The 22,467-nt window shown below is 67.4% G+C and carries 24 protein-coding genes and 2 pseudogenes; 14 read left to right on the top strand and 12 right to left on the bottom strand.

Annotated elements, in window-relative coordinates; genetic code table 11:
- The 3 genes and pseudogenes from B042_RS25805 to B042_RS0116245 form a co-directional block, all read left to right on the top strand.
- Positions 1-543, top strand: a pseudogene (locus B042_RS25805) (HINT domain-containing protein); the annotation flags it as partial.
- A 14-nt stretch (positions 544-557) separates the two neighbouring features.
- A complete protein-coding gene (locus B042_RS25800; RefSeq protein ID WP_155989137.1) occupies positions 558-836 on the top strand; it encodes a hypothetical protein in 279 nt (92 codons plus the stop codon).
- A gap of 208 nt (positions 837-1,044) precedes the next feature.
- Positions 1,045-1,704: a polymorphic toxin-type HINT domain-containing protein gene (locus B042_RS0116245; RefSeq protein ID WP_081748827.1), complete on the top strand. Its 660-nt coding sequence runs from the start codon at positions 1,045-1,047 to the stop codon at positions 1,702-1,704.
- 556 nt (positions 1,705-2,260) lie between these two features.
- Here B042_RS0116245 and B042_RS25165 read toward each other — a convergent pair.
- From B042_RS25165 to B042_RS0116235, 3 genes are all read right to left on the bottom strand, one after another.
- Positions 2,261-2,479, bottom strand: coding sequence for a DUF397 domain-containing protein (locus B042_RS25165; protein WP_081748826.1), 219 nt, complete (start codon positions 2,477-2,479; stop codon positions 2,261-2,263).
- On the bottom strand, positions 2,466-3,152 hold the full coding sequence (locus tag B042_RS23495; protein ID WP_255342356.1) for a DUF5753 domain-containing protein: 687 nt from the start codon (positions 3,150-3,152) through the stop codon (positions 2,466-2,468). The genes B042_RS25165 and B042_RS23495 overlap by 14 nt, the downstream gene beginning before the upstream one ends.
- 138 nt (positions 3,153-3,290) lie before the next feature.
- Entirely contained in the window at positions 3,291-3,599 is a 309-nt protein-coding gene (locus B042_RS0116235; RefSeq protein WP_028649210.1) for a glyoxalase/bleomycin resistance/dioxygenase family protein, read from the bottom strand.
- Positions 3,600-3,700: 101 nt separating this feature from the next.
- Here B042_RS0116235 and B042_RS0116230 point away from each other — a divergent pair, with 101 nt between their 5' ends.
- Both B042_RS0116230 and B042_RS0116225 read left to right on the top strand, forming a co-directional pair.
- On the top strand, positions 3,701-3,988 hold the full coding sequence (locus B042_RS0116230) for a hypothetical protein (RefSeq protein WP_036555342.1): 288 nt from the start codon (positions 3,701-3,703) through the stop codon (positions 3,986-3,988).
- Positions 3,989-3,991: 3 nt separating this feature from the next.
- Positions 3,992-4,759: a hypothetical protein gene (locus tag B042_RS0116225; protein WP_028649208.1), complete on the top strand. Its 768-nt coding sequence runs from the start codon at positions 3,992-3,994 to the stop codon at positions 4,757-4,759.
- 12 nt (positions 4,760-4,771) lie between these two features.
- Here B042_RS0116225 and rsgA read toward each other — a convergent pair whose 3' ends face one another.
- Together rsgA and aroA are read right to left on the bottom strand one after the other, a co-directional pair.
- Positions 4,772-5,785, bottom strand: coding sequence for a ribosome small subunit-dependent GTPase A (gene rsgA, locus B042_RS0116220; protein ID WP_028649207.1), 1,014 nt, complete (start codon positions 5,783-5,785; stop codon positions 4,772-4,774).
- Positions 5,782-7,092: a 3-phosphoshikimate 1-carboxyvinyltransferase gene (aroA, locus tag B042_RS0116215; RefSeq protein WP_028649206.1), complete on the bottom strand. Its 1,311-nt coding sequence runs from the start codon at positions 7,090-7,092 to the stop codon at positions 5,782-5,784. The genes rsgA and aroA overlap by 4 nt, the downstream gene beginning before the upstream one ends.
- A 68-nt stretch (positions 7,093-7,160) precedes the next feature.
- On the opposite strand from aroA, the gene B042_RS0116210 reads away from it, so the two are divergent.
- Complete coding sequence (locus tag B042_RS0116210; protein ID WP_028649205.1) at positions 7,161-8,333, top strand: cysteine desulfurase family protein; 1,173 nt, start codon at positions 7,161-7,163, stop codon at positions 8,331-8,333.
- A gap of 18 nt (positions 8,334-8,351) precedes the next feature.
- Here the strand turns inward: B042_RS0116210 and B042_RS0116205 are convergent, their stop codons facing one another.
- A complete protein-coding gene (locus tag B042_RS0116205) occupies positions 8,352-9,035 on the bottom strand; it encodes a peptidylprolyl isomerase (RefSeq protein WP_028649204.1) in 684 nt (227 codons plus the stop codon).
- 296 nt (positions 9,036-9,331) lie between these two features.
- Here B042_RS0116205 and B042_RS0116200 point away from each other — a divergent pair, with 296 nt between their 5' ends.
- Together B042_RS0116200 and B042_RS0116195 are read left to right on the top strand one after the other, a co-directional pair.
- Entirely contained in the window at positions 9,332-10,144 is an 813-nt protein-coding gene (locus B042_RS0116200; protein ID WP_028649203.1) for a helix-turn-helix transcriptional regulator, read from the top strand.
- Between the two features lie 69 nt (positions 10,145-10,213).
- Positions 10,214-11,434 carry an amidohydrolase gene (locus B042_RS0116195; protein WP_028649202.1) on the top strand — a complete coding sequence of 407 codons (1,221 nt, stop codon included), beginning with the start codon at positions 10,214-10,216 and terminating at the stop codon, positions 11,432-11,434.
- Positions 11,435-11,460: 26 nt separating this feature from the next.
- Here B042_RS0116195 and B042_RS0116190 read toward each other — a convergent pair whose 3' ends face one another.
- Positions 11,461-12,270 (bottom strand): TIGR03089 family protein, encoded by an 810-nt coding sequence (locus B042_RS0116190; RefSeq protein ID WP_028649201.1) that lies wholly within the window; start codon positions 12,268-12,270, stop codon positions 11,461-11,463.
- Between the two features lie 20 nt (positions 12,271-12,290).
- Between B042_RS0116190 and B042_RS0116185 the strand changes: the two genes are divergently transcribed.
- The 4 genes from B042_RS0116185 (at position 12,291) to B042_RS0116170 (ending at position 17,001) form a co-directional block, all read left to right on the top strand.
- Positions 12,291-12,833, top strand: coding sequence for an AAA family ATPase (locus B042_RS0116185; RefSeq protein WP_028649200.1), 543 nt, complete (start codon positions 12,291-12,293; stop codon positions 12,831-12,833).
- Between the two features lie 64 nt (positions 12,834-12,897).
- Positions 12,898-14,928, top strand: a complete 2,031-nt coding sequence (locus B042_RS0116180) for a hypothetical protein (protein ID WP_028649199.1) — start codon at positions 12,898-12,900, stop codon at positions 14,926-14,928.
- A gap of 37 nt (positions 14,929-14,965) precedes the next feature.
- Positions 14,966-15,898, top strand: coding sequence for a glycosyltransferase family 2 protein (locus tag B042_RS0116175; protein WP_028649198.1), 933 nt, complete (start codon positions 14,966-14,968; stop codon positions 15,896-15,898).
- On the top strand, positions 15,895-17,001 hold the full coding sequence (locus B042_RS0116170; protein WP_028649197.1) for a glycosyltransferase family 4 protein: 1,107 nt from the start codon (positions 15,895-15,897) through the stop codon (positions 16,999-17,001). Before B042_RS0116175 ends, B042_RS0116170 begins: the two co-directional genes overlap by 4 nt.
- 132 nt (positions 17,002-17,133) lie before the next feature.
- Here B042_RS0116170 and B042_RS0116165 read toward each other — a convergent pair whose 3' ends face one another.
- A complete protein-coding gene (locus B042_RS0116165; RefSeq protein ID WP_028649196.1) occupies positions 17,134-17,520 on the bottom strand; it encodes an ATP-binding protein in 387 nt (128 codons plus the stop codon).
- Between the two features lie 257 nt (positions 17,521-17,777).
- Between B042_RS0116165 and B042_RS0116160 the strand changes: the two genes are divergently transcribed.
- Positions 17,778-18,638: a helix-turn-helix transcriptional regulator gene (locus B042_RS0116160; RefSeq protein WP_028649195.1), complete on the top strand. Its 861-nt coding sequence runs from the start codon at positions 17,778-17,780 to the stop codon at positions 18,636-18,638.
- Positions 18,635-18,838, top strand: coding sequence for a DUF397 domain-containing protein (locus tag B042_RS0116155; protein WP_028649194.1), 204 nt, complete (start codon positions 18,635-18,637; stop codon positions 18,836-18,838). The genes B042_RS0116160 and B042_RS0116155 overlap by 4 nt, the downstream gene beginning before the upstream one ends.
- Before the next feature lie 179 nt (positions 18,839-19,017).
- Here B042_RS0116155 and B042_RS25795 read toward each other — a convergent pair whose 3' ends face one another.
- From B042_RS25795 to B042_RS26640, 4 genes and pseudogenes are all read right to left on the bottom strand, one after another.
- A complete protein-coding gene (locus B042_RS25795) occupies positions 19,018-19,362 on the bottom strand; it encodes a hypothetical protein (protein ID WP_155989135.1) in 345 nt (114 codons plus the stop codon).
- Between the two features lie 80 nt (positions 19,363-19,442).
- Entirely contained in the window at positions 19,443-20,933 is a 1,491-nt protein-coding gene (gene tnpC, locus B042_RS0116150) for an IS66 family transposase (RefSeq protein WP_081748825.1), read from the bottom strand.
- Between the two features lie 228 nt (positions 20,934-21,161).
- Positions 21,162-21,836 carry a hypothetical protein gene (locus tag B042_RS25790; protein ID WP_155989131.1) on the bottom strand — a complete coding sequence of 225 codons (675 nt, stop codon included), beginning with the start codon at positions 21,834-21,836 and terminating at the stop codon, positions 21,162-21,164.
- 58 nt (positions 21,837-21,894) lie between these two features.
- Positions 21,895-22,467: pseudogene (locus B042_RS26640) on the bottom strand (HINT domain-containing protein); the annotation flags it as partial.

Raw genomic sequence — 22,467 nt, 5'->3', positions numbered from 1 at the left:
TGGGTCGAGGCGATCGACCTGGCTCCGGGGATGTGGCTGCAGACCTCGGCGGGCACGTGGGTGCAGGTGTCGGCCGTGGAGGCCGGTGTCCAGCACGCCCGGGTGCACAACCTGACGGTCGCGGGGCTGCACACCTACCATGTGGAGGCGGGGGAGCTCGACCTCCTCAACCACAACTGTGGCGGTGCTGCTTTTGATCCAGATCTTGCCTCTGCTTCTGGAAGATATATTGACCCTATTAAAAATAAGAGTGGGTTGTGGCAAAGGGCTGGTAGGGCTCTGCAGAAGAAGTTTGGCAGAGGAACAAACCAGGGGCAATGGCCTAGTCCAGAGCGCGGTAATGAAGCTGGATGGAACGCCCTTGGTGGGGAAATTCTTGATAGTATCGTCTATCATCCGAGCGCTGTTGCGAGTCGAGGTCGGGGAAATATCCAGGGAGCCTACGCTGACCTAATTGACGTTAGGGTGCCGGGATTGGGTACGGCTAGGGGAATCGGAGTCAGGCTCAGTGATTCTGGAATATTCGAGACTTTCATTGATTGATTGAGGGATGTAAATTGGAAGAGGGTTTTGAATTCCTTTTCCAAGAGAGAAAGTTTCTCTATAGGGGGAGGATTATTCATGTAGTCGACTACGATGATCTCACATCTGAAGCGAGAGTTATCGGGTTTGAGGATCCGGAGAAATATCCACTCGGTGAGACTCACTCAGTCTCTGTTCCGTATCATGAGGGCTGGGGTGGGGCGAAGATCCTCATTGATCCGCGCGTCGGTGAACTTCCTGTCGATTACGTCATGAAATGCATCGAGGCTGCTGAGATCTTTGTTTCTTATTGAGATGAGAGAATTTCTGCTGGGATAATCTGACTTCTTCGCACTCTTATTTATTTTTATCTTCGGGTGAGAGCTTGGTTCACTAGGCATGTGAACTATTGCCTTTCGAATCTTCGCGAGGTTGGTTCTGGTGCAGGGGCCAAGTAGCTGACCCCTGCACCAGAACCAACCTCGTCCGTGGATAAGCAGGGCGCCCGGTACGGGTGTGGTGATGGCCGACGGGTCGACGGTGCCCATCGAGGACGTCGAGGTCGGGGACGTGGTGGTGGCCACCGGCGGGCACCCGTTCTGGGTGCCGGAGCTGGAGGCGTGGGTCGAGGCGATCGACCTGGCCCCGGGGATGTGGCTGCAGACCTCGGCGGGCACATGGGTGCAGGTGTCGGCCGTGGAGGCCGACACGCAGCACGCCCGGGTGCACAACCTGACGGTCGCGGGGCTGCACACCTACCATGTGGAGGCGGGGGAGCTCGACCTCCTCAACCACAACTGTGGTTTTGATGGTGGAATTTGGGGAAGAATGAAGCCCGCAGGTCAGGGCTATGAAATTAATCATATGCCTCAGAATGCATCCACTTCAATCACCACTTACAGTGGTCCGGCCATCAGGATGCTTAAGCCTGATCATGCTATTGTTAATTCGACTGGTTCGTCTGCTGCAGCTAGGTCTTGGCTCAGGCAGCAGAGGGGCTTGGTTTCGGCGGGGAGAATCGATGAAGCTTTGATAAATGATATTAATGATGTCATATCAAAGTTTCCTGGGAAGTACAATAATGCCATTGGGGAGATGATCGGAGGTCTCTCGTCGAATGCTCAGTATCAAGCCCTCAGGGGAATTCCGAGTTCCGTCCACGTCCAGCTCACTATCTGGTGACCCATTTGTTGCGAGTCAGTCTTGTTTATTTTGAATCCTCCGTTTGGAATCACGGGAATTGATTTGAAGATCGGTGACTCCTTTCGTAGCGCGCCGAGGGCGCTGGAGGCAGTCCCTGGAGCCGCAGGGGTCCGGACTCTTCCTGGTGGTGGAGCTTGTCACGCCTACGTAGAGAGTCTCGATTTGGGGCTGGCGGTACATCGGGATAAGACTGGTTCTGTGGATGCTCTTGAAGTATATGGACCGGGCTTCGGAGGGGCCGTGGAGTTCGGGGGGATAGATGTCTTCAGCGTCCCTGCAGATGATTTGATTGGCCGTTTGTCGCGAGACTTCATTTCTACAACCGAAGACTCTGGTCTTTTCTTTCTAATTCCCGATCTTCTTTTGTCTTTCTCTCGGGCGGGCCTCCCTGTTGAGGGGGGTGGGAATTATGGTTTCTACTTTGAATCTGTCCTTGTTGCGGCTCCAGGCTACTATTGAACTATAGATGATTTCTTCTTGTTTTCCATTTATTGTCTTCCTGGCGTAAATTTCCCATTGCGATTTATTGTGAGATTCAATGGTTTCGATGGGGTGATTTTTGGGATGTGTTCAGCAAGAGAGTGGCGGAGAGGAACCCGGCCCACTCGGTGGCGGGGAAGGGGAGCTGTCCGGCGTCGGGGGGCTTGGAATCACGGACCGTTGCTCCGCAGGGAAGGTCGGCCGCCTCGATACACTCGGCGCGGTTGCCGCTGTAGCTGGACTTGAAGAAGTTCAGTTCTTCATGTGTGGACATGCTGTTCGTGGGACTCCAGGCTCTGCTGTAGGAATCGGATGCTTTCTGAGGTCCGAAGAGCGGCTGCGTTCAGGTGTGATAATTCTGCTACATAGCGTTGCACAGATTCGCTCTCCTGAACAAAAAGGATATCTGTTGACGTTTCTGTGTAGACGATGCTGGGGTCGAGCTGGCTGGGGAAGTCCAGCATGACGAATGATCCTGAGAGGGCCGCGTGCATCCCAGCGCTGAAGGGGAGCACCTGAACGTCCATGTTGTGATGCATCACCATGTTGATCAGGTGCTGTAGCTGATCACGCATGACCTCAGACTTCCCTGCCAGCCGGTGCAGGGCAGCCTCATCGATCACTGCCCACAGGTGCAGGGGGCGGTGTCTGGTCAACACGTGCTGTCGTTGCATGCGTGCATCGACGTTGCGCTGCACTTCCTTGTCGGAGAGGGTTCGAGCTCCCCGGAAGATCGACTCGGCATACTCCGGTGTCTGAAGCAGGCCGGGGATGACCTGGCACTGATACATGCGCATCATCGAAGCTTCGACCTCGAAGTCCGGCAGCGCGTTGCCTCCGAAGATGTCCTTGTAGTTGGACCACCACCCTCGCCGGGCTGGAGGAAGGCGCCGACGTCGATGCGCTTCTCCTGCTCCTGTGGCCGCACGCCGCCCCGCGAACCGCACCCCCGAGCCCGGCGGCACCCCCGCGCCGGCCGGTTCTGCTCGCCGCCGCCTGACAAGGGTTCGAGGTTCGTCCTGGGACGAACCTCGACGGCACGGCGCACCCCCCACTGTGCACCGCGCCCATCACACCCCGTCCCCTCACACCGCTGCCACGTCCACCTTGCGGCCGTCGGGGTCGGTGAGCACGCGGCGGCCCGGTTCCAGGGGCGGGCGGGCCGCCGCCGCGTCCACCGCCAGGCCGAGCCGCAGGGCACCCGTGCGGCGCGTGTCGGTGGCCGGGTAGATCTCCAGCACCGAACCGTCGTCCAGCACCGCCGCGTAGTGCCGCGGCCCCCGGCCGTGCCGCTCCTCGGCGAAGTCCAGGCCCAGGCCGGAGTAGAAGGCCCGGCACTCCTCCATGCGCTCGCTGTACAGGACCAGGAGGGTGACACGTGCGCTCGTCGTCATGGTCGGTTCCCAGGGGGTCGGGGGCGGTGTCGGACAGCCCGCTCATTGTAGTTTTGCCATCAGGTTATGAGGTACTTGGGTACTATGGCTTGAGGAGGTGGATGATCACGATGACCGCTGCTGCCAAGCGTCAGACTCCGCTGAAGGTCGACCCCGCGACGGACGAACTCATCGCCCAGGCCGCGCACTTTCTCGGCATGACCAAGAAGGACTTCGTGGCCGAGGCGTCCAAGGCCTACCTGGAACAGCGCCGCGAGGAGGTGCGCCGGGGCATGGTCGAGTCGATGAGGGTGCTGGACGGAACACTCGGCTCCAGTGTCGCGGCCCTGACGGGACTGTCGCCGGAGAGAATCGAGGAACTGGGCGGTGCGGGTGAGTGGGAGGCCTGACCCGTGCCGCCCCGTCCCACCCTTCGCTGCCTGCGAGAAGACCTTCGGCTGCCCGTACCGTCCGCGCGGACCCCGCTGGAGCGGATCGACCATCCCCTGCTGAGGAAAGCCGCCGAGCAGTTCGCTGACCCCGGGACACCGCACGAACGCATCCGCGCCATCGACGACACGGTCCTGTTCAAGGTCAAGGTCGCCAGGTGGCGGGGTGCCGTGTTCGTCGACGAGAACGACAGCGATGTCCGTGACTGGCTGGTCGCGGCAGGTCGGTGTGAGGACGGATCGAACGACGACTTCTACGCCTGCCTGCACGCCCAGGCGCGTACGGCCCGGCAGCGCTACAACGCCGAGCACGATCGAGCGCTGACCACCGATACCCACACCGGACACCTGCTCCCGGGTTCCGATGACCGCGACCGTTACCTCTTGGAGGCAGGGGTCCGCTTCACGCTGCGACTCGACACGGAGATCCGTGGTCTGGTCCGCGGCTCGCTGCGGGACGGTCACGAGCACGCCGCCGACTTCTCCGGGTTCCGGCTCGGTGTCATCGTCCGTGCGGACGAAGGGCATGAGACCTATGTCGCGATCCGTATCACCGGGTCCGTGCCCCACGATCTCATCGCCGTGATCCTCTCCCGGGTTCCCGACTGTGCCGTCGACGCCTGGTTCCCCGAGTACACGCTGCCGGAACGGCATCTTCTTCCGGCTGAACAGGCGTGGTCCAACCTGATGGAGCCCGAGGCGGCGGCGGGGCTGCTCGACACGGACACCTGAACGCGCCGCCTTCTACTCAGCGTCCACGGGCTCGTCGGCGGTGCCCTCGCGGCTGGCGAGCAGGCGGCGCAGCGACGCCACCCGGTCCGGGTCCAGGCGGCCCTCCGCCAGGGCGGCGGCCACCGCGCAGTCCTCCGCGCCCTCCTGGTGGGAGCAGTCCGGCGGGCAGTCCAGGGCGGCCTCGCCGATGTCGGCGAAGCCCGCGACGATCTCCTCCGGGTCGATGTGGGCCAGCCCGAAGCTGCGCACGCCCGGGGTGTCGATCAGCCAGCCGCCCTCGAAGGCCAGCGCCAGGGCCGACGTGGAGGTGTGCCGCCCCCGCCCCGTCACGGCGTTCACGTGGCCCACGGCCCGGTCGGTGCCGGGCACCAGGCGGTTCACCAGGGTGGACTTGCCCACCCCCGAGGAGCCCACGAACACGCTGGTCCGGCCGGTCAGCCGGGCCTCCAGCCCGTCCAGGCCGGCGTCGGGGCGCAGCACCTCGTAGGGCACCCCCAGCGGCTCGTACACCCGCACCAGCTCGCCGGGGTCGGCCAGATCGGCCTTGGTCAGGCACAGCAGCGGGTCCAGCCCCGCGTCGTAGGCGGCCACCAGGCAGCGGTCCACGAACCGGGGCTGCGGTGCGGGGTCAGCGAGCGCGCACACGATCGCCATCTGGTCGGCGTTGGCGACGATCACCCGCTCCACGGGGTCGGTGTCGTCGGCGGTGCGGCGCAGCACCGAAGCGCGGTCCCGGACCCGCACCACCCGCGCCAGGGTGTCCGGCCTGCCGGACAGGTCGCCGACCACGTCCACGCGGTCGCCCACCACGATCGAGCCGCGGCCCAGCTCGCGGGCCTTCATCGCCACCACGGGAACGCCGTCCAGCAGGCAGCGGTACCGGCCCCGGTCCACGGCGGTGACCAGCCCCTCGACGGCGTTCTCGTGCTTGGGCCGCCTGCGGGTGCGGGGGCGCGAACCGCCCCGGGCGCGTACGCGGATGTCGTCCTCGTCCAGGTGGCGCCCGCCGCCCCGCGTGCGGCTCATGACAGGACCTCCGACCACAGGCCCGGGAAGTCGGGCAGGGTCTTGCGCGTGGTGGCGATGTTCTCCACCTCCACTCCGGGCACCGCCAGGCCGATGACCGCGCCGGAGGTGGCCATCCGGTGGTCGTCGTAGGAGTGGAACACGCCGCCGTGCAGCGGGCGCGGCCGGATGAGCAGGCCGTCGGGCAGCTCCTCGGCGTCGCCGCCCAGGCGGTTGATCTCGGCGGCCAGCGCCGCGATGCGGTCGGTCTCGTGGCGGCGCAGGTGGCCGATGCCGGTGAGTTCGGAGGGGGAGTCGGCCAGGGCGGCGACGGCGGCGATGGTGGGGGTGAGTTCGCCCACGTCGCGCAGGTCGGCGGTGATGCCGTGCACCTGCCCGGTGCCGCGCAGGGTGAGGTCGCCACCGGACCGGGAGACCTCGCCGCCCATGCGGGTGAACAGCGCGCGCAGCACGTCGCCGGGCTGGGTGGTGTGCTCGGGCCAGCCCTCGACCGTCACCTCACCGCCGCTGACCAGGGCGGCGGCCAGGAACGGCGCGGCGTTGGACAGGTCGGGTTCGACGGTGATCTGGGTGGCCTTGACCGGGCCGGGCTCCACCCGCCAGGAGTTCTCCCCGGTGGTGACGGCCACGCCCACGTCCCGCAGCATCTCCACGGTCATGTCCAGGTGCGGCTGGGAGGGCACCGGCGGGCCCTGGTGGCGCACGTGCACGCCCTCGGTGAAGCGGGCGCCGCTGAGCAGCAGCGCCGACACGAACTGGGAGGAGCCCGAGGCGTCCAGGGTGACCTCGCCGCCGCGCACGGCGCCGGTGCCGTGGATGGTGGCGGGCAGGGCGCCGCGTCCGCCGTCGTCGATGTCGGCGCCCAGGGCGCGCAGGGCGTCCAGCAGCGCGTCCACGGGCCGCTCCCGGGCACGCGGGTCGCCGTCGAAGCGCACGTCGCCGGCGGCGAGGGCGGCCAGCGGCGGCACGAACCGCATCACGGTGCCGGCGTTGCCGACGTCGATGGAGGCGGGGCCGCGCAGCGGCGCGGGGGTGACGGCCAGGTCCTCGCCGGAGGCGGTGACGCCCGTGCCCAGGGCGCGCAGGGCGCCGGCCATCAGTTCGCTGTCGCGGCTGACGAGCGGGCGCCGCACCAGGCACGGCGACTCCGACAGCGCCGCCAGCACGAGTGCCCGGTTGGTCATGGACTTGGAACCGGGCAGGGACACCCGGGCGCGCACCGGACGGTCGGCGGTGGGCGCGGCCCAGTGCGGGCCGGGGGCGGCGGTGCCGTGCGGGCCGGGCTGTGGTGACGAGGAGTCAGGCATGGTCCAAGGTTACCGAGCGGCCGATCCCCGGCGGAGCGCGAAGCGCGCGGCGGTACCCTGGGACGGCCATGGTGTATCTGGATCACGCAGCCACGACCGAGGTCCGCCCCGAGGTCATCGCCGACGTCACGGACGGGTTCGGCGCTCTCGGCAACCCCTCCTCCCTGCACGGACACGGCCGGGCCGCGCGCCGCACCGTGGAGGAGGCGCGCGAGCGGATCGCCCGTGCGCTGGGCTGCACGCCCCACGAGGTGGTCTTCACCGGGGGCGGCACCGAGGCCGACAACATCGCGATCAAGGGCCTGTACTGGTCGCGCAACAACGAGGACCCCGCGCGGCGCAGAATCCTCATCAGCGCCGTGGAGCACCACGCGGCCCTGGACCCGGCACACTGGATGGCCGACCACCAGGGCGCCGAGTTCGAGGCGCTGCCGGTGGACGCCGCCGGGCGCGTGAGCCCGGACACCCTGCGCGCGGCCGTCGAGCGCGACCCGGCGTCGGTGGCGCTGGTGTGCGTCATGTGGGCCAACAACGAGGTCGGCACCGTCCAGCCGGTCGCCGAACTCGCGGCCGTGGCCGCCGAGTACGGCATCCCCCTCCACACCGACGCCGTCCAGGCGGTGGGTGCCGAACCCGTGGACTTCGCCGCCGCCGGGGTGGGGTCGCTGGCGCTCAGCGGGCACAAGATCGGCGGCCCGGTGGGCGTGGGCGCCCTGGTCCTGGCGCGGGGGCTGGCCCCCGTCCCGGTGCTGCACGGCGGCGGCCAGGAGCGCGGCATCCGCTCGGGCACCCTGTCCACGCCGCTGCTGCGCGGCCTGGCCACGGCCGTCGAGCTGGCCGTGGCCGAGCGCGAGGAGCACGCCAAGCACCTGTCGGCGCTCCGTGACGAACTGGAGGAGCGGGTGCGCGCGGCCGTGCCGGACGCGGTCGTCAACGGCGACATCGAGCGGCGGCTGCCGGGGATCTCCCACCTGTCCTTCCCCGGGTGCGAGGGGGACGCGCTGCTCATGCTGCTCGACGCCCACGGCGTCTCCTGCTCCACCGGGTCGGCCTGCTCGGCGGGGGTGGCCCAGCCCAGCCACGTGCTGCTCGCCATGGGTGCCGACGCCGACACCGCGCTGAGCAGCCTGCGGCTGTCCCTGGGCCGCACCTCCACGCGGGAGGACGTCGCGGCGCTGGCCGAGCGGATCGGTCCCGCCGTGGAGCGGGCCCGCGCCGCCCGGGCCAAGCGCCGCCGCTGAACCCGGTGTGCTGCCCGGCTACCCCCGCTCGACGGTGACCGACTCCAGGACCACGTCGTCCTCGGGCCGGTCCTGCGCGCCGGTCGGCACCTGGGAGATGGCCTCCACGACGGCGTAGGACTCCTCGTCCGCCACCTGGCCGAAGATCGTGTGCATCCCGTTGAGGTGCTCGGTCGGTCCCACCGTGATGAAGAACTGCGAGCCGTTGGTGTCGGGGCCGGAGTTGGCCATCGCGAGCACGCCCGGCTCGGCGAAGTCGTGGTCGGACTCCACCTCGTCCTCGAACCGGTACCCGGGGCCGCCGCGGCCGGTGCCCTCGGGGTCGCCGCCCTGGATCATGAAGCCGTCGATGACGCGGTGGAAGACGGTGCCGTCGTAGAAGGCGGCGTCGCCGGTCTCGGGGTTGGGCACGCCCTCGCCCTCGGCCAGGCCCACGAAGTTGGCGACGGTCAGCGGCGCGGCCTCGGGGAACAGCACGACCTCGATGTCGCCCTCGCTGGTGTGCAGCGTGGCGCCGGTCACGTCGGAGACGTCGATGTCGGCGGGGCCGCCGACCGACTCCTGCTCGCCGGAACCGCCGGAACCGTTGCTGCTGCTCGTCTCGTCCTCTCCGGCGGGCTCGGTGTCCCCGGTGCAGGCGGTCGTGCCCAGGAGGGCGGTGGTGGCGAGGAGGGCGGCTGCGGGGAGGGCGAAGCGGTGCATGGCGGGTACCTTCGGCTGGGATACGTAGTGATCCGCACAGATTACTGCCGTCTGCCGGGTGCCCCTCCCCAGGGTGTCGGGGCCGGTCACGGCGGATGTCGTCGCTCTCGGTCGGACAGCGGAAACCGCAGGTGCCCGCAACCTGGGGTGATTAGTCATGACTTGTGTGGACTTATCGCGGATCGCCGTAGCCGCCGGGGCGCTTGACCCGTCACCCCCGGTCGGGAGAAGGTCGTTTCGGATGGGGGCGTGTATCCGAGGGACCCGCCCCGAACGGCGAGGGAGAGGAAACGGGCGTGGACACGGTGCTGCCGTCTGCGATGTGGCTCCCCTTCGGCGCGCGGCTGCTGCGCGCCCGCTCCGACAAGGGGCTCTCACGTGCCGAACTGGCCAGGACCGTCGGTGTCACCGACGACAAGCTCCGCCAGGTGGAGTACGCCTACTGCCGTCCCGCGCGCACGCTCGTCGAGCGCGTGGACACCGCGCTGGGCACCGACCGCCAACTCCTGGACGCGTGGGCGATCACCCTCCAGGCCGAGGCCTTCCCCAACGAGTTCGGCGACCTGCGGGAGATCGGTCTGCACGCCGCCCGGCTGTGGGAGCACCAGCCCATGGCCGTCCCCACCTTCCTGCGCACCCGCGAGTACTCCCGCGCGATCCTGGGACCCGCCCATCCCGGCCTGGACACCGAACAGGTCGAGTCCCTGGTGGACGAGGAGATGCTGCACCGGGCCGCGATGATCGGCCCCGAAGGACCCGAACTGCGGGTCGTCGTCAACGAACCCGTCCTGACCCGGCCCCAGGGCGGCGCCGCCGTCAGCGCCGACCAGCGCGGCTTCCTCGCCGACCTCATCGAGGCGGGCATCGTCACTATGGCCGTCATCCCCGAGGAGACCCCGCACCACCCGGGCCTGGGCGGGGCGTTCCGGCTCATGGAGTTCGAGGACCGGCCCAGCATGGTCTACGCCTTCGCCGCCCGCGACGGCGACCTCACCGCCGATCCCGAACAGGTCGGGCGCTGCGCCATGATCCGCGAGGCCATCGAGGACGCCGCCGTCGAACTCACCCCGGACTCGCGCCTGTTGACGGCGGGGCGCCCCGGAGCGTGACACGCCCTATGACCGGGCCACCCGCCGAAGGCCTTGGGAGGGCCGTCCCGATGGGCTAGGTTGCGCGCCATGGACATCGCGATCACATCCGGATACGTCGTCCCCGTCGACGGCGACCCCATCGACGGCGGCACCGTCCTCGTCTCCGGCGGCAGGATCACCGCCGTCGGCCGCGACGGCGACGTCGCCGTCCCCCAGGGGGCCGAGGTCGTCGACGCCTCCGGGGCGTGGGTGCTGCCCGGCTTCGTCGAGGCGCACGGCCACATCGGCATCGACGAGGAGGGCATCGGCTGGGCCGGCGACGACACCAACGAGATGACCGACCCCAACGGTGCCCGCATGCGCGCCCTGGACGCCATCAACCCCGCCGACCAGGGCTTCACCGACGCCCTCTCCGGCGGCGTCACCACCTCCGTCGTCAAACCCGGCTCGGGCAACCCGATCGGCGGCCAGACCGTCGCGATCAAGTGCTGGGGCCGCAGCGTCGACGACCGTCTCCTCAAGCAGCCCGCCAGCGTCAAGAGCGCACTGGGGGAGAACCCCAAACGGGTCTACGGGGACAAGGACCGGCTGCCCTCCACCCGCCAGGGCGTGGCCGCCGTCATCCGTGACGCCTTCACCAAGGCGCAGGACTACGGGGCCAAGCGCGACCACGCCGCCGCCCAGGGCGAGCCCTTCGACCGCGACACCACCCTGGAGGTCCTGGTCCGGGTCCTGGACGGCGAACTCCCCTGGTGCCAGCACGTCCACCGCGCCGACGACATGCACACCGCGATGCGCCTGGCCGACGAGTTCGGCTACCGCCTGGTCATCAACCACTGCACCGAGGGCCACCTGCTCGCCGACGAGATCGCCGCCCGCGGCATCCCCGTGATCACCGGGCCGCTCATGATCGGCCGCTCCAAGGTCGAGGTGAGGAACAAGACCCTCGCCAACCCCGGCATCCTCGACCGCGCGGGCGTGAAGGTCGCCCTCACCACCGACCACCCGGTCGTGCCCGTGGAGTTCCTCGTGCACCAGGCCACCCTGTGCGTCAAGGAGGGGATGGACCCCGGTGCGGCGATCCGTGCCATCACCCTCAACCCCGCCGAGATCATGGGGATCGCCGACCGGGTGGGCGCGTTGCGCCCCGGCATGGACGCCGACGTGGTGGTGTGGTCGGGTGACCCCCTCGACGTGATGAGCCGCGCCCTGCGCGTGTTCGTCGGCGGACGCGAGGTCTACACCTACGACGAGGGGCGGCGCGAGGGCCGGGCCCTGGACCCCTACTACCGCGAGAACCGCGGCTGAGCCAGTGGGCGCGGCGGGAACAGGGGCTACCTGAGTTCGCGCAGCCCCTCGGCCACGGCCGCCACGCCGCTGCCGGAGGTGTCCAGCACGGCCGTGGCCCGCTCCATCGCCAGCCGCTGGGCCAGCTCGGACACCTCACCGGGGCCTCCCTCCGCCAGAACCAGGGGGGAGGCCGCCGCGACCGCCGCCATCAGCAGAGCCGCGCCCCCGCCCAGGACCGCCAGCGGTGTGCCCGGAGCGGCCACCACACCGACCCGCTCCCGGCCGGTCAGCCCCCAGGCCTTCGCGCGCTCGCGGCCCGCCGCCACGAGCTCGGTGCCGGTCCAGGAGCGCCCCGGCTCCTCCAGCGCCGCCGCGTCCGCGTCTAGCGCGTAGGGTGCGAAGTGGTCGCCGTGCGCGCGCACCTCCGTGGTGTAGTCCAGCACCAGGGGCGGCACCTCCTTCAGGGGCAGCCCGAGCGGGTGCAGCGAGGTCCCCACCACCTCCTCGGCGCCGCTGTCGAGCGCCGCCTCTAGGCGCGCGGCGTCGGCGACCGCGGTCTGCGCGCCGTCGGGGAAGGCGTCCCCGTCCACCGGCACCGCCACGGCCCCCACCGACCAGCACGACAGCAGCCACACCAGGGACTGCCAGTGCAGGGGCAGCGCGACCGCCACCCGGTCACCGGGCTGCGTCCCGAACCCGTCCACCAGCATGTTGGCGGTCTTGGACACCCAGTTGTCCAGGGTCGCGGGGGAGAGCTCCACCCGGTTGCCCGAGGTGTCGTAGGAGGTCACGAACGGGTGTGCGGGGCTCGCGGCGACCAGGTCGCGCCACAGCCGTGCGGGAGTTTCGGACATGGGGCCACTCTAGGAGAGCCATGAAGCGTTTCATCCTGACCGGAGCTCCGGGCTCCGGCAAGACCGTCCTCCTCCGCCAGCTGGAGCTGGACGGCTACGCGGTGGTGGAGGAGGCCGCCACCGACGTCATCGCGCTCGCGCGGGCCCAGGGCAGGCCCGAGCCGTGGACCGACGCGTCGTTTCCCGGCGAAGTGTGCGCGCTCCAGAGGCGTCGCCTGGCCCGCGCCGTCGCCCCCGGCGTGTCGGTGCAGATCCATGACCGCTCCCCGGTGTGCACCTACGCGCTCGCCCGCTACCTGGGGCACCCCGTCCCCCCGGAACTGCGCGGTGAACTCCGCAGGATCCGGGACGAGGAGGTGTACGAGCGGCGGGTCCTGTTCGTGGAGAGCCTGGGGTTCGTCACGCGGACGGAGGCCCGGCGCGTGAGTCTCGACGAGGCACTGCGTTTCGAACGGGTCCACACCGATGTCTACCGGGAGCTGGGCTACGACTGTGTCGCCCTCCCCGCCGGTGATCCACGCGAGCGCGCCGACGCCGTCGCGGAGGTCGTCGGGCGTCCGTGAGCCGGGCACGGCACACCTGACCGGCCGGTGTGCGTCGGCTCACCGAAGCTGCCAGAGTGGGCGCATGCGCATGCCCGCCGGACGGCTCCTCGCCCGTGTCACCGCGCTCCCCGCCGTCGCCGTCGGCGCGTGGCTCCTGGTGGCCTTCCCCCTCCTGGCCCTCGGGCTGTTCACGCCGCTGGCCGCGGCGATCGTCGGAGTGCCCGCGGTGGTGGCCGCGTGCGCCCTCGTCCCCAGGCTCGTCCCGGACCTGGAGGACGTCCCCTGGTGGCCGGTCGCCCTGGTCCTGCTGATCACGGTCGCCTTCGCGGCCGTGCAGATCGCCTACCACGCCGAGGCGCTCGTCATCCGGCGCGACCCCGCCTCCTACGCCATGTACACGGTGTGGATCGCCGAGAACGGGTCCCTGCCCATCCCGCTCCAGCGCGACCTCATCGCCGGGGACGACCCCTCCCTCAGCTACCAGAGCCTGGCCCAGTATCAGCGCGGCGACGTCATCTGGCCGCAGTTCCTGGCCGGGGCGCCCCTGCTGACCGCGGTCGGCCACTGGCTGGGCGGGCTCGACGGCATGCTCCTGGCCACCCCGGTCCTGGGCGCGCTGGGCGTGCTCACCTTCGCCGGACTGACCGCGCGCCTGGTCGGCGCCCGTTGGGCGCCCCTGGCCGCGCTGGTCCTGGCGGTGTGCCTGCCCCAGCAGTGGGTGAGCCGCTTCACCTACAGCGAGCCCGCCACCCAGATCCTGCTGCTGGGCGGACTGGTGCTGGCCTACGACGCGCTGTCCAGGCGCACCGCGCTCACCGACCGCTGGTCGTCCCGGCACACCCTGGCCGCCGCCGCGGGGCTGGCGCTTGGCCTCGGCCTGGTGGTGCGCATCGACGTCCTGCGCGACCTGCTGCCGGTGGTGGGCTTCGTCGGCCTGCTGCTGCTCGCCCGCAGGGGGCAGGCCCTGCCGCTGCTGGGCGGCCTGGCCGTGGGCACCGGGATGGGGCTGTACGCGGGCTTCGGGCTGTCCGAGCCCTACCTGGACTACCTGTCCGACTCCCTCGACCCCCTGCTGATGATCTCCGGCGGCGTCGTCGCCCTCACCGTCGTGGCCACCGCCGCCCTGTGGCGCCACGGCGTGCCCCGAGTGCACCGCGTCCGGTGGCTGCCCGACCTCATGGCCGTGCTCGTCCTGGTCGCCATGATCGGGTTCGCGCTCCGCCCGGTGTTCTGGCCCGACTACGGCCACGGCAGCGACTTCACCGACCAGTGGGTCGCCGCCGTCCAGCGCTACGAGGGCCTGCCGGTGGAGGGCAGCCGCACCTACTACGACCACAGCCTCTACTGGGTGGGCTGGTACGTCGGACTGGGCACCGTCCTGTTCGCCTCGTTCGGGCTGGCGATGGTCGTGCGCCGCATCGTGCAGCGCCGCGCCCCCGAGTGGGTACTGCCCGTCATGCTGCTGGTGTGGACCGTGGGCACCACCCTGCTGCGCCCCGCCATCACCCCCGACCACCCCTGGGCCAGCCGACGGCTCATCGCGCTGGTCATCCCCGCCTTCATCCTCTTCGCCGTCTGGTTCGCGGCCCGCCTCACCCGCTACTGCGACACCGCAGTGGAGGGGGCCGGTCCCCTCCAGCGGTCGCTCCCGGCGGTGGCCGCCGCGACCGCCGCGGCGGCGATGCTCGTCCCCACCACCGTGACCTCGGCCAACGGCATCATGGGCTATCGGCAGGACATCGGTACGGTCGAGGCCACACGTAGTCTGTGTGAGCACCTTCCGGACGACGGATCGGTCGTGGTGGTCGATTCAGGCATGGCGGGCAACTACCTGCCGCTGTTCCGGAACGTGTGCGGCCTGCCCACCGCGTCCATGGACGATCCCACGCCCCCGGACGTGGAGCGGGTCGTCGCCGAGATCAACGGCCGGGGGCGCGACGCCGTGCTCGCCGCCTCGGACTGGACCCTGATCCAGGACCTGGCGGGGGACGCGGCCGAACCGGTGCGCCCCTTCCACGTGATCGCCGACATGGACCCCAGTACCCTCATGAAGCCCCCCACGGGTTCCTGGACCTTCACCGGGAGCGTGTGGGTGGCGGTCATACCAGCCTGACCCGCACACCGCGTGCGGCCACATCCGGGACGGACACATGGACACAGCCGAGGACAGCGCGGCCCCGTCGGCCGACGGAGCACCCCCGAGGGTCACCATCGTGCTCCCCTGCTACAACGAGCAGGAGCACGTCGTGGACGAGGTCAAACGGATCTGCGCGGCGATGGACGACTCCGGGTACGGCTACGAACTGCTCGCCGTGGACGACGCCTCCACCGACGACACCCTGGCCCGCCTGCGCGACGCCGAGGCCGTCTACCCGCGCATGCGCATCATCGCCTTCGGCCACAACGGCGGCTCCGGCACGGTCCGCCGCATCGGCAGTCAGCGGGCGCGCGGCGAGTTCGTGGTGTGGACCGACGCCGACATGAGCTACCCCAACGAGCGCATCCCCGAACTCGTGCGGATGCTCGACGAGGACCCCGAGACCGACCAGATCGTGGGCGCGCGCACACAGGAGATGGGGTCGCACAAGGCGCTGCGCGTCCCCGCCAAGTGGATCATCCGCAAGATCGCCGAACGCCTCACCGGCACCCGCATCCCCGACCTCAACTCCGGGCTGCGCGTGTTCCGCCGCGACGTCGCCCGCCCCTACCTGCGGCTGCTGCCCCCCGGGTTCTCCTGCGTCACCACCATCACCCTGGCGTTCCTGTCCAACCAGCACCCCGTCCGGTACGTGCCCATCGCCTACGCCAAGCGGGCGGGCAAGTCCAAGTTCCACTTCCTCAAGGACGCCTACCGGTACATCCTCCAGGTGCTGCGCATGGTGATGTACTTCAACCCGCTCAAGGTCCTCATGCCGCCCGCCCTCGCGCTGCTGGGCACCGGCGCGGCCAAGTTCGTCTACGACCAGGTCAACCAGCCCTTCTACGTGCCCAACAACACCGTCATGATCCTCATGACCGGGCTGATCATCGCCGCCATCGCCCTCCTGGCCGACCTCATCGTCCGCTCCAGGGACGGCGCGTGAGCCGCCGCGTCGCCCTGGTGGGGCCCGCCCACCCCTACAAGGGCGGCGGGGCGCGCCACACCACGGAACTGGCACACCGGCTGCGCGGCCTGGGCCACGACACGGTGATCGAGTCGTGGAAGGCGCAGTACCCCGCCGCGCTGTACCCCGGACGGCAGACCATCGACGCCCCCGAGGGCGAGCCCTACCCCGACACCCGCCACCGCCTGGCCTGGTACCGGCCGGACGGGTGGTGGCGCACCGGCCGCCGCCTGGCCGCCGGGGCCGACACCGTGGTGCTCACCGTGTTCTCCCCCGTGCAGGTCCCCGCCTACCTGGGCCTGCTCGCCGGGGTGTGGTCCGCGCGCGCGGGCACCCGCGTGGTGGCGCTGTGCCACAACGTGCTCCCGCACGAGCGCCGGGCCGTGGACGTGTCACTGATGCGGGCGCTGCTGCGGCGCGTGGACGGCGTGGTCGTCCACTCCGACGAGCAGGCCCGCCTGGCCGAGGGGCTGCGCGGGCCGGGCCGCCCCCGCCCGGTGGTCGCGCACATGCCCCCGCACCTGCCCGAGACCGGCGGCCCCCTGCCCGCCGTCCCCGGCGAGCGGCGCCGACTGCTGTTCCTGGGCATCGTGCGCCCCTACAAGGGCGTCGACCTGCTGCTGCGGGCCCTGGCCGACGGTGCCCCCGACGACGTGGCGCTCACCGTGGCCGGGGAGTTCTGGGGCGGAACGGAGGAACTCGCCGCCCTGGCCGGGGAGCTGGGGATCGCCGACCGCGTGGACCTGCGCGACGGCTACGTGCCCGCCCGGGACCTGCCCGAGCTCTTCGCCGGAGCCGACGCCGCCGTCCTGCCCTATCGGACCGCCACTGCCAGCCAGAACGTGTGGCTGGCCCACGAACACGGCGTGCCGGTCATCGCCACCCGGGCAGGGACCCTCGCCGACCACGTGCGCGAGGGCGTCGACGGGCTGCTGTGCGCGCCTGGCGACGCCGACGGCCTCACCCGCGCCCTGGCGGCGTTCTACGCCCCGGGCGAGCCCGAGCGGCTGCGCGCCGGGGTCCGCCCGGTGGACCCGGCACCGTACTGGAAGGACTACGCGGACACGCTGCTGGGCGTGTGATGCGGCGGGTCGCTGGCGGGCCGGGGCTCGGGGATAGAGTGGGTCATCGTCCTGTCTTCCTCGGTTTGTCTGCTGTAGGTGTCGGGATGTGGGGCCCACACGGCGTTGCACCGCCTGTGGGCCCGTCTTGTGTCAGGTGTCGGCGGGGGTGTTCCAGCGGCTTCCGGTGAGGTCGTAGGCGAGGTGGAACCAGACGCGGCGGAAGTCGGCCTGGCCGTTGTCTCCCCAGTCGGTGGACAGGGCGTCGACCAGGGCCAGGCCGCGCCCGGGTTCGGGTTCGGGGTTCGGTCCGTGGGCCGGGGCCTTCAGGTGGGAGTTGCGCCGGTGGAGGCCGCCGCGGTCGTGGCAGGTCAGGTGCAGGCCGGTGCGGTGGCGGTGGACCAGGAGGGTGTAGCTGCCGCCGGGTCGGCCGGAGAAGTAGTGGCGACAGGCGGGCTGGATGAAGCTGGACAGCGGCACGGTGGCCTCCCCCAGGATCGGCACCGGGGGCGGGGTGGAGACCGGGACGGTTGCAGGCATGGCGGACACACTCCTTGGCATAGGTCTTGAGACGGGAAGCGGCCACCCGGCACGCACCAAGCTTCCAGGTTGTGTTCCCTCCTGGGTCATGGCGCCGCACGGTCGCTCCACGATCTTGAGAGTCAAGATTGATTTTCAATATAGAATGTCAAGCAAGACTTCGCCAGCGTTTCGCGGGGCTGGCCAGCCAGGTTTCTCAAGCGACCAGGACAACAGGGCTGACGCAACCAATCGACTAAACGGGCAAGGTGTAACACATGGGATCAAGTCCGACTGTGTGGCGGCGTTGGCTCGCACATGAGTTGAAGCGGCTGCGCTTGGAGACCAACCTCAGCCGCAAGGAAGTCGCGGCCAAGCTCCGATGCACTCCAGGCAAGCTGCACTACATCGAGACCGCCGTAGTCGCCCCTCGCGCTCGCGACCTGGAGGAGATCCTCTTCGACCTGTATCAAGTACCCCAGGAGCGTCGAGACCACTACCTGCAAGCCGCCCGCAACGCCAAGAAGAAAGGCTGGTGGGAGAAGCAGGAGGATGACAGGACCGTACCCAAGTGGTTCTCCCTGTACCTCGGGTTGGAGCAAGGGGCTTCGGAGATCTACACATGGGAGACTCAGCTCGTCCCCGGACTGCTACAGACCAAGGCATATGCGGCCGCCCTCAACGCGAGCAGCACCGCCGAACTCAGCGATGAAGAGGTCCGCGCCCGTGTGGACATCCGCATGTCCCGGCAGAAGGTCCTCACCGGCGAGGAGCCCATACGGTTCTGGGCAGTGATCGATGAAGCCGCCCTGCGCAGGAACGTGGGTGGAGCCGAGGTCATGCGTGAACAGACGGCACATCTTCTAGAGGTAGCCCAGTACCCGAAGGTGAACCTTCAGGTGCTGCCCCAGGCAAGCGGTGCGCATACAGGCATGGTCGGCAGCTTCTCCATCCTGGGCTTCCCGGCATCCATCGACCCAGGTGTCATCTACATCGAGTACCGCACTGGCTCGGTCTACCTGGAGCACCCCTCAGAGATCAAAGAACACCAGATAGCGTTTGAACACCTGAGGCTGGCAGCCCTGAAACCCAGCCCGTCGTGCCTTCGGCTCCAGAAAATCTTGGAGGACTACTCATGACCGAGAGCCAGGATAGTACTAGCTTCCAGCTCACTTGGCACAGAAGTAGCTACAGCGCTGACACGGGAGGGAACTGTGTCGAGGTCGCCGACCTCCCCTGCGGCGCAGCGGTCCGTGACTCCAAACACCCCGAAGCCGGACACCTCCCCTTCCCCGCCGCCGAGTGGGCCAGTTTCCTCTTCAGCACTCTCCTCCGCTAACCATGCCCCAAACACAAGCAAGGTTGGTTCTGGTGCAGGAATCAGCTACTCGGCCCCCGCACCAGAAGCAGCCTCGCGCCAATTCAAGAAGAGATCAAACCTTCACACTGGGCTAAATATCGCACCATAAAAAATTACCACACGATCCATCAAAATCAGAACCCCCAAGGGATCGGATATTAATTCTCATCCACCCGCCAATCAATGCAATCTATTCCATTGATATGACTGAAGTCATCAAGGCTCCTGGACCCGACATTAACTTCCCAAAATCCAGGATCATTATCCCAAGGAAAGACGTCTTTCATTGCTGGCCCAATATTTATGACAAGTTTCTCTCCCATGAAAATCTTCCCCCCCTCCCTAGGCCACCTCCACCCTGCGAGGGAAACTTCTTGAACTGGACTAAATATTTTTTCCAAAAATTCCTCAGAGACCCTCTCGTGCCAGATATTGAACTTTGAAAAAACGCGATCTCCTGGAGGGCATTGTGGATTATAAAGTCCTCCATCGATTCCCGACACTCTTGCCAATCTTCATAAACTCCACCCTCGTAGACAATACCTGAATTATTTACATCAAACGCCCAAATAAACGTAACCATTCACGTGGTTGAGGGGATCCAGACATTCCCGGCGAACAGTTCCGCGAGCTTGTCCATCGCGGCGTGATGCTGTTTCCGGGCGGTGGAGATGAACGACCGCAGACGGCAGAAGTAGCGGGCCCCGTCCAGGGTCCGCCACCCGCCCGACACCTTGACCTGCAGCTTGACCATCCGCAGGTCGCGTTCGGCCGCGTTGTTGGTGAAGGGCACGGCGAAGTTGGCCGCGAACCGCAGGTAGTCGGCGCGGCGCTCGTCCAACCGGCGGATGAGCGCATGGTGCGGTCCGGCCTTGGCGAAGGCGATCACCCGGCCGTATCTGTGGCCGATCCCGGCCCACTCCTCGCCGCTCAGGGCGGTGCGCCCCGCAGATCTGGCCTGCGCGACCAGATCACGGGCCCCCAGGAGCACGTCCTTCATGTTCTTGGCCCAGGCCGCGTGGTCCGGTTCGAACTCGATCAGCGCGTTGAGCTCGCGCAGCAGGTGCGCGCAGCACAGCTGGTGTGCTTCCCCGTAGGCGGTGTAGGAGCCCAAAGCGTCGGTGACCGGCACCCCGTCCAGCGAGGGCAGGATCCCGAAGGCGTCCATCGCCTCCCGGCCCCGTTTGGGGTGGAGGTCATAGCAGGTCAACGCGCCAGTTCCGGCGACGTGCACCCAGTGGCCCGCCCCTGCCGCGCGGGCGCCGGTCTCATCGGCGTGCACCACGGGCGAGGCCGTGATCGCTTGGCGCACCGCCGCGTCGAAGCCCTCCAGCAGGGTGTGGGCACGGCGGGCGAGTCCGGCGAGCCATCCGGTGGACACCCGGGCTGCGAGCAGGTCGCCCATGATCTCGGCGGTGCGCTCGACGGGCAGGTGGTGGGCGCTGGTGAGGTAGGCGCCCACCGCGGCGATGCGGGGCCCGTAGCAGGCCGGAGCGGCGGCCCCGGGCACGGTGGGTGCGGCGGTGGTGTGCCCGCAGGAGCAGCGCAGCCGGTGGTAGCGGTGCTCAGTGACCTCCAAGCCGGCGGGTTCGGGCAGGTCGAAGACCTGGCAGGCGCGCACCCCGGCGGGGCGGGCCGCCCGCAGGGGCGCCTCGCACCCGCCGCACACCGGCGGGTAGTGGTCGATGACCCGGTCGGGATCGGCCCTCTGGCACAGGGTGGTGCCCGGATCGCCGGGCTGCTTGCCGGGCTTGTTCCCCGAGCGCTCGCGCAGGGAGCGCGGAGCCGGTTTCTTCTTCCAGGGCTTGTCGGTCGAAGGGGGCTGGGAGGAGTTGGTCGAGTCCAGGCCCAGACTCCGCCTCAGCTGGGCGTTCTCGGCCTTGATCTGGGCGTTCTCCTCGCGCAGCCGGGTGTTGTCCTTGCGGAGCTGGGCGTTGTCCGCTTCGAGCTCGGCGATCCGGGCGTCTTTCGCGGCGTTCTCGGTCTCCAGCTCGGTAACGCGGGCTTCCAGTTCCTCTACGCGCGCGAGCACACGCTCCAGCAGCGCGTTGGAGGAGGAAGGAGAAGGGGCCACGCATCGATCATGCCGCCGGGGCCGCTGCCGCGCAGGCGGTTCCCTGAACCCGCAGCCAACTATCCGTTATGCCCGATTCCCAGCAACCAGGTGAATAGTTACTTAATAATAGCACTCTCACCAAAAAGGAAGGGAGAATGCATAGTTCACCACCCGCACCTTCAAACCTTCTCAACGACACTTGACATAAACCAAGGAAAAGTATGATGAAATTAATATCTAGAGCATCTAGACAGTCAATCCTTTATTATGCATCCATTCTATACTCCTCATATATTCAGAGAATCTCTTCGACCGGCGGGGAGCAACACAAATTATATGATCAAATGGAGAGACCTCAAACCTACTCATCCAAACATCAGCAAAAATCGGAACGTCCTTCTTTGGTTGATTTAAATAAAAAGACTCAACAAGGTCCCTTTTTATTAAAACTTGCGTATTCCCATCATGTCGAATCAGATCCCCCGGAATCCCAAAAAGATCAACATCTACGAACTGTGCTTCCGATATGTCGAGCGCCCATTCAATGCTCTCATACCTAGAAATTATCCCATCTATCATGGAATCTCTGTTTTTTTGTGAAAAATGTGGAACCGTAACCAAAAGAGCCCCGACTCTACCCTTTAATTTCACTTGGTCGAACACACAACCGTAGATGACCTCGCCTCGTGAAATTGAAACATCCTCGACCACCCCCTTGTCAAAATAGACCCCCTGAAGAGAGCAGTCTACGATTTTGCACCTTGAAATTTTGAAATCACGGACGACTAGACTATACTCAGGATCTTCAAACTGCCCCACGTCACAGCGAGTAAAGGTCGAACCATAGAAATCAGCACCTGAATAAACGACCTTGGAGCCGAAGAACTTCTTATCGAAGAATTCCCCTCCTCGAATCATCAAAGAACAGCCACCTCACCTTTTCTAGCGAAAAATCTGAGCCAAGAATGAGTTCGTCGGGCTAGCATACGTCATCAGACGTGTACCTAGTCGGGACGTAAATCCTTGACATGTGGCTTCTGATCGCGGAAGCACTAGCGCCCGTAATATCAACATTGAATCTCCCGGAGATTATAAAATCAGGAACGGCAGCCCCCGGCGCACTATTACCTGCGTGAAAAATATTCGGATCACTTCGCACAAGCGGGTTTCTCGAAACCGCAGTCTCCATGACAGATCCATAGTACATTCTCTGCAGATAGGGCCTAGATCTTCCTGCGGCGATCTGAGATGGACTCAGAATCGACCTGACCTGAGAGGGACCCATAGATTCTGCCCCGAAAAGAGCCTCTCGAATTCGAGAGAAACTGGCCTGGGAAGAAACATCCATCCCATGGATTGGATTAGAACAAGAAGAGTTGTGGTTGAGGAGGTCGAGCTCCCCCGCCTCCACATGGTAGGTGTGCAGCCCCGCGACCGTCAGGTTGTGCACCCGGGCGTGCTGGACACCGGCCTCCACGGCCGACACCTGCACCCACGTGCCCGCCGAGGTCTGCAGCCACATCCCCGGAGCCAGGTCGATCGCCTCGACCCA

The organism is Nocardiopsis sp. CNT312 (assembly GCF_000515115.1).
GTDB lineage: Bacteria > Actinomycetota > Actinomycetes > Streptosporangiales > Streptosporangiaceae > Nocardiopsis.
The sequence above is the reverse complement of the archived record's forward strand: the minus strand, read 5'-3'. Positions and strand labels throughout refer to the sequence as shown.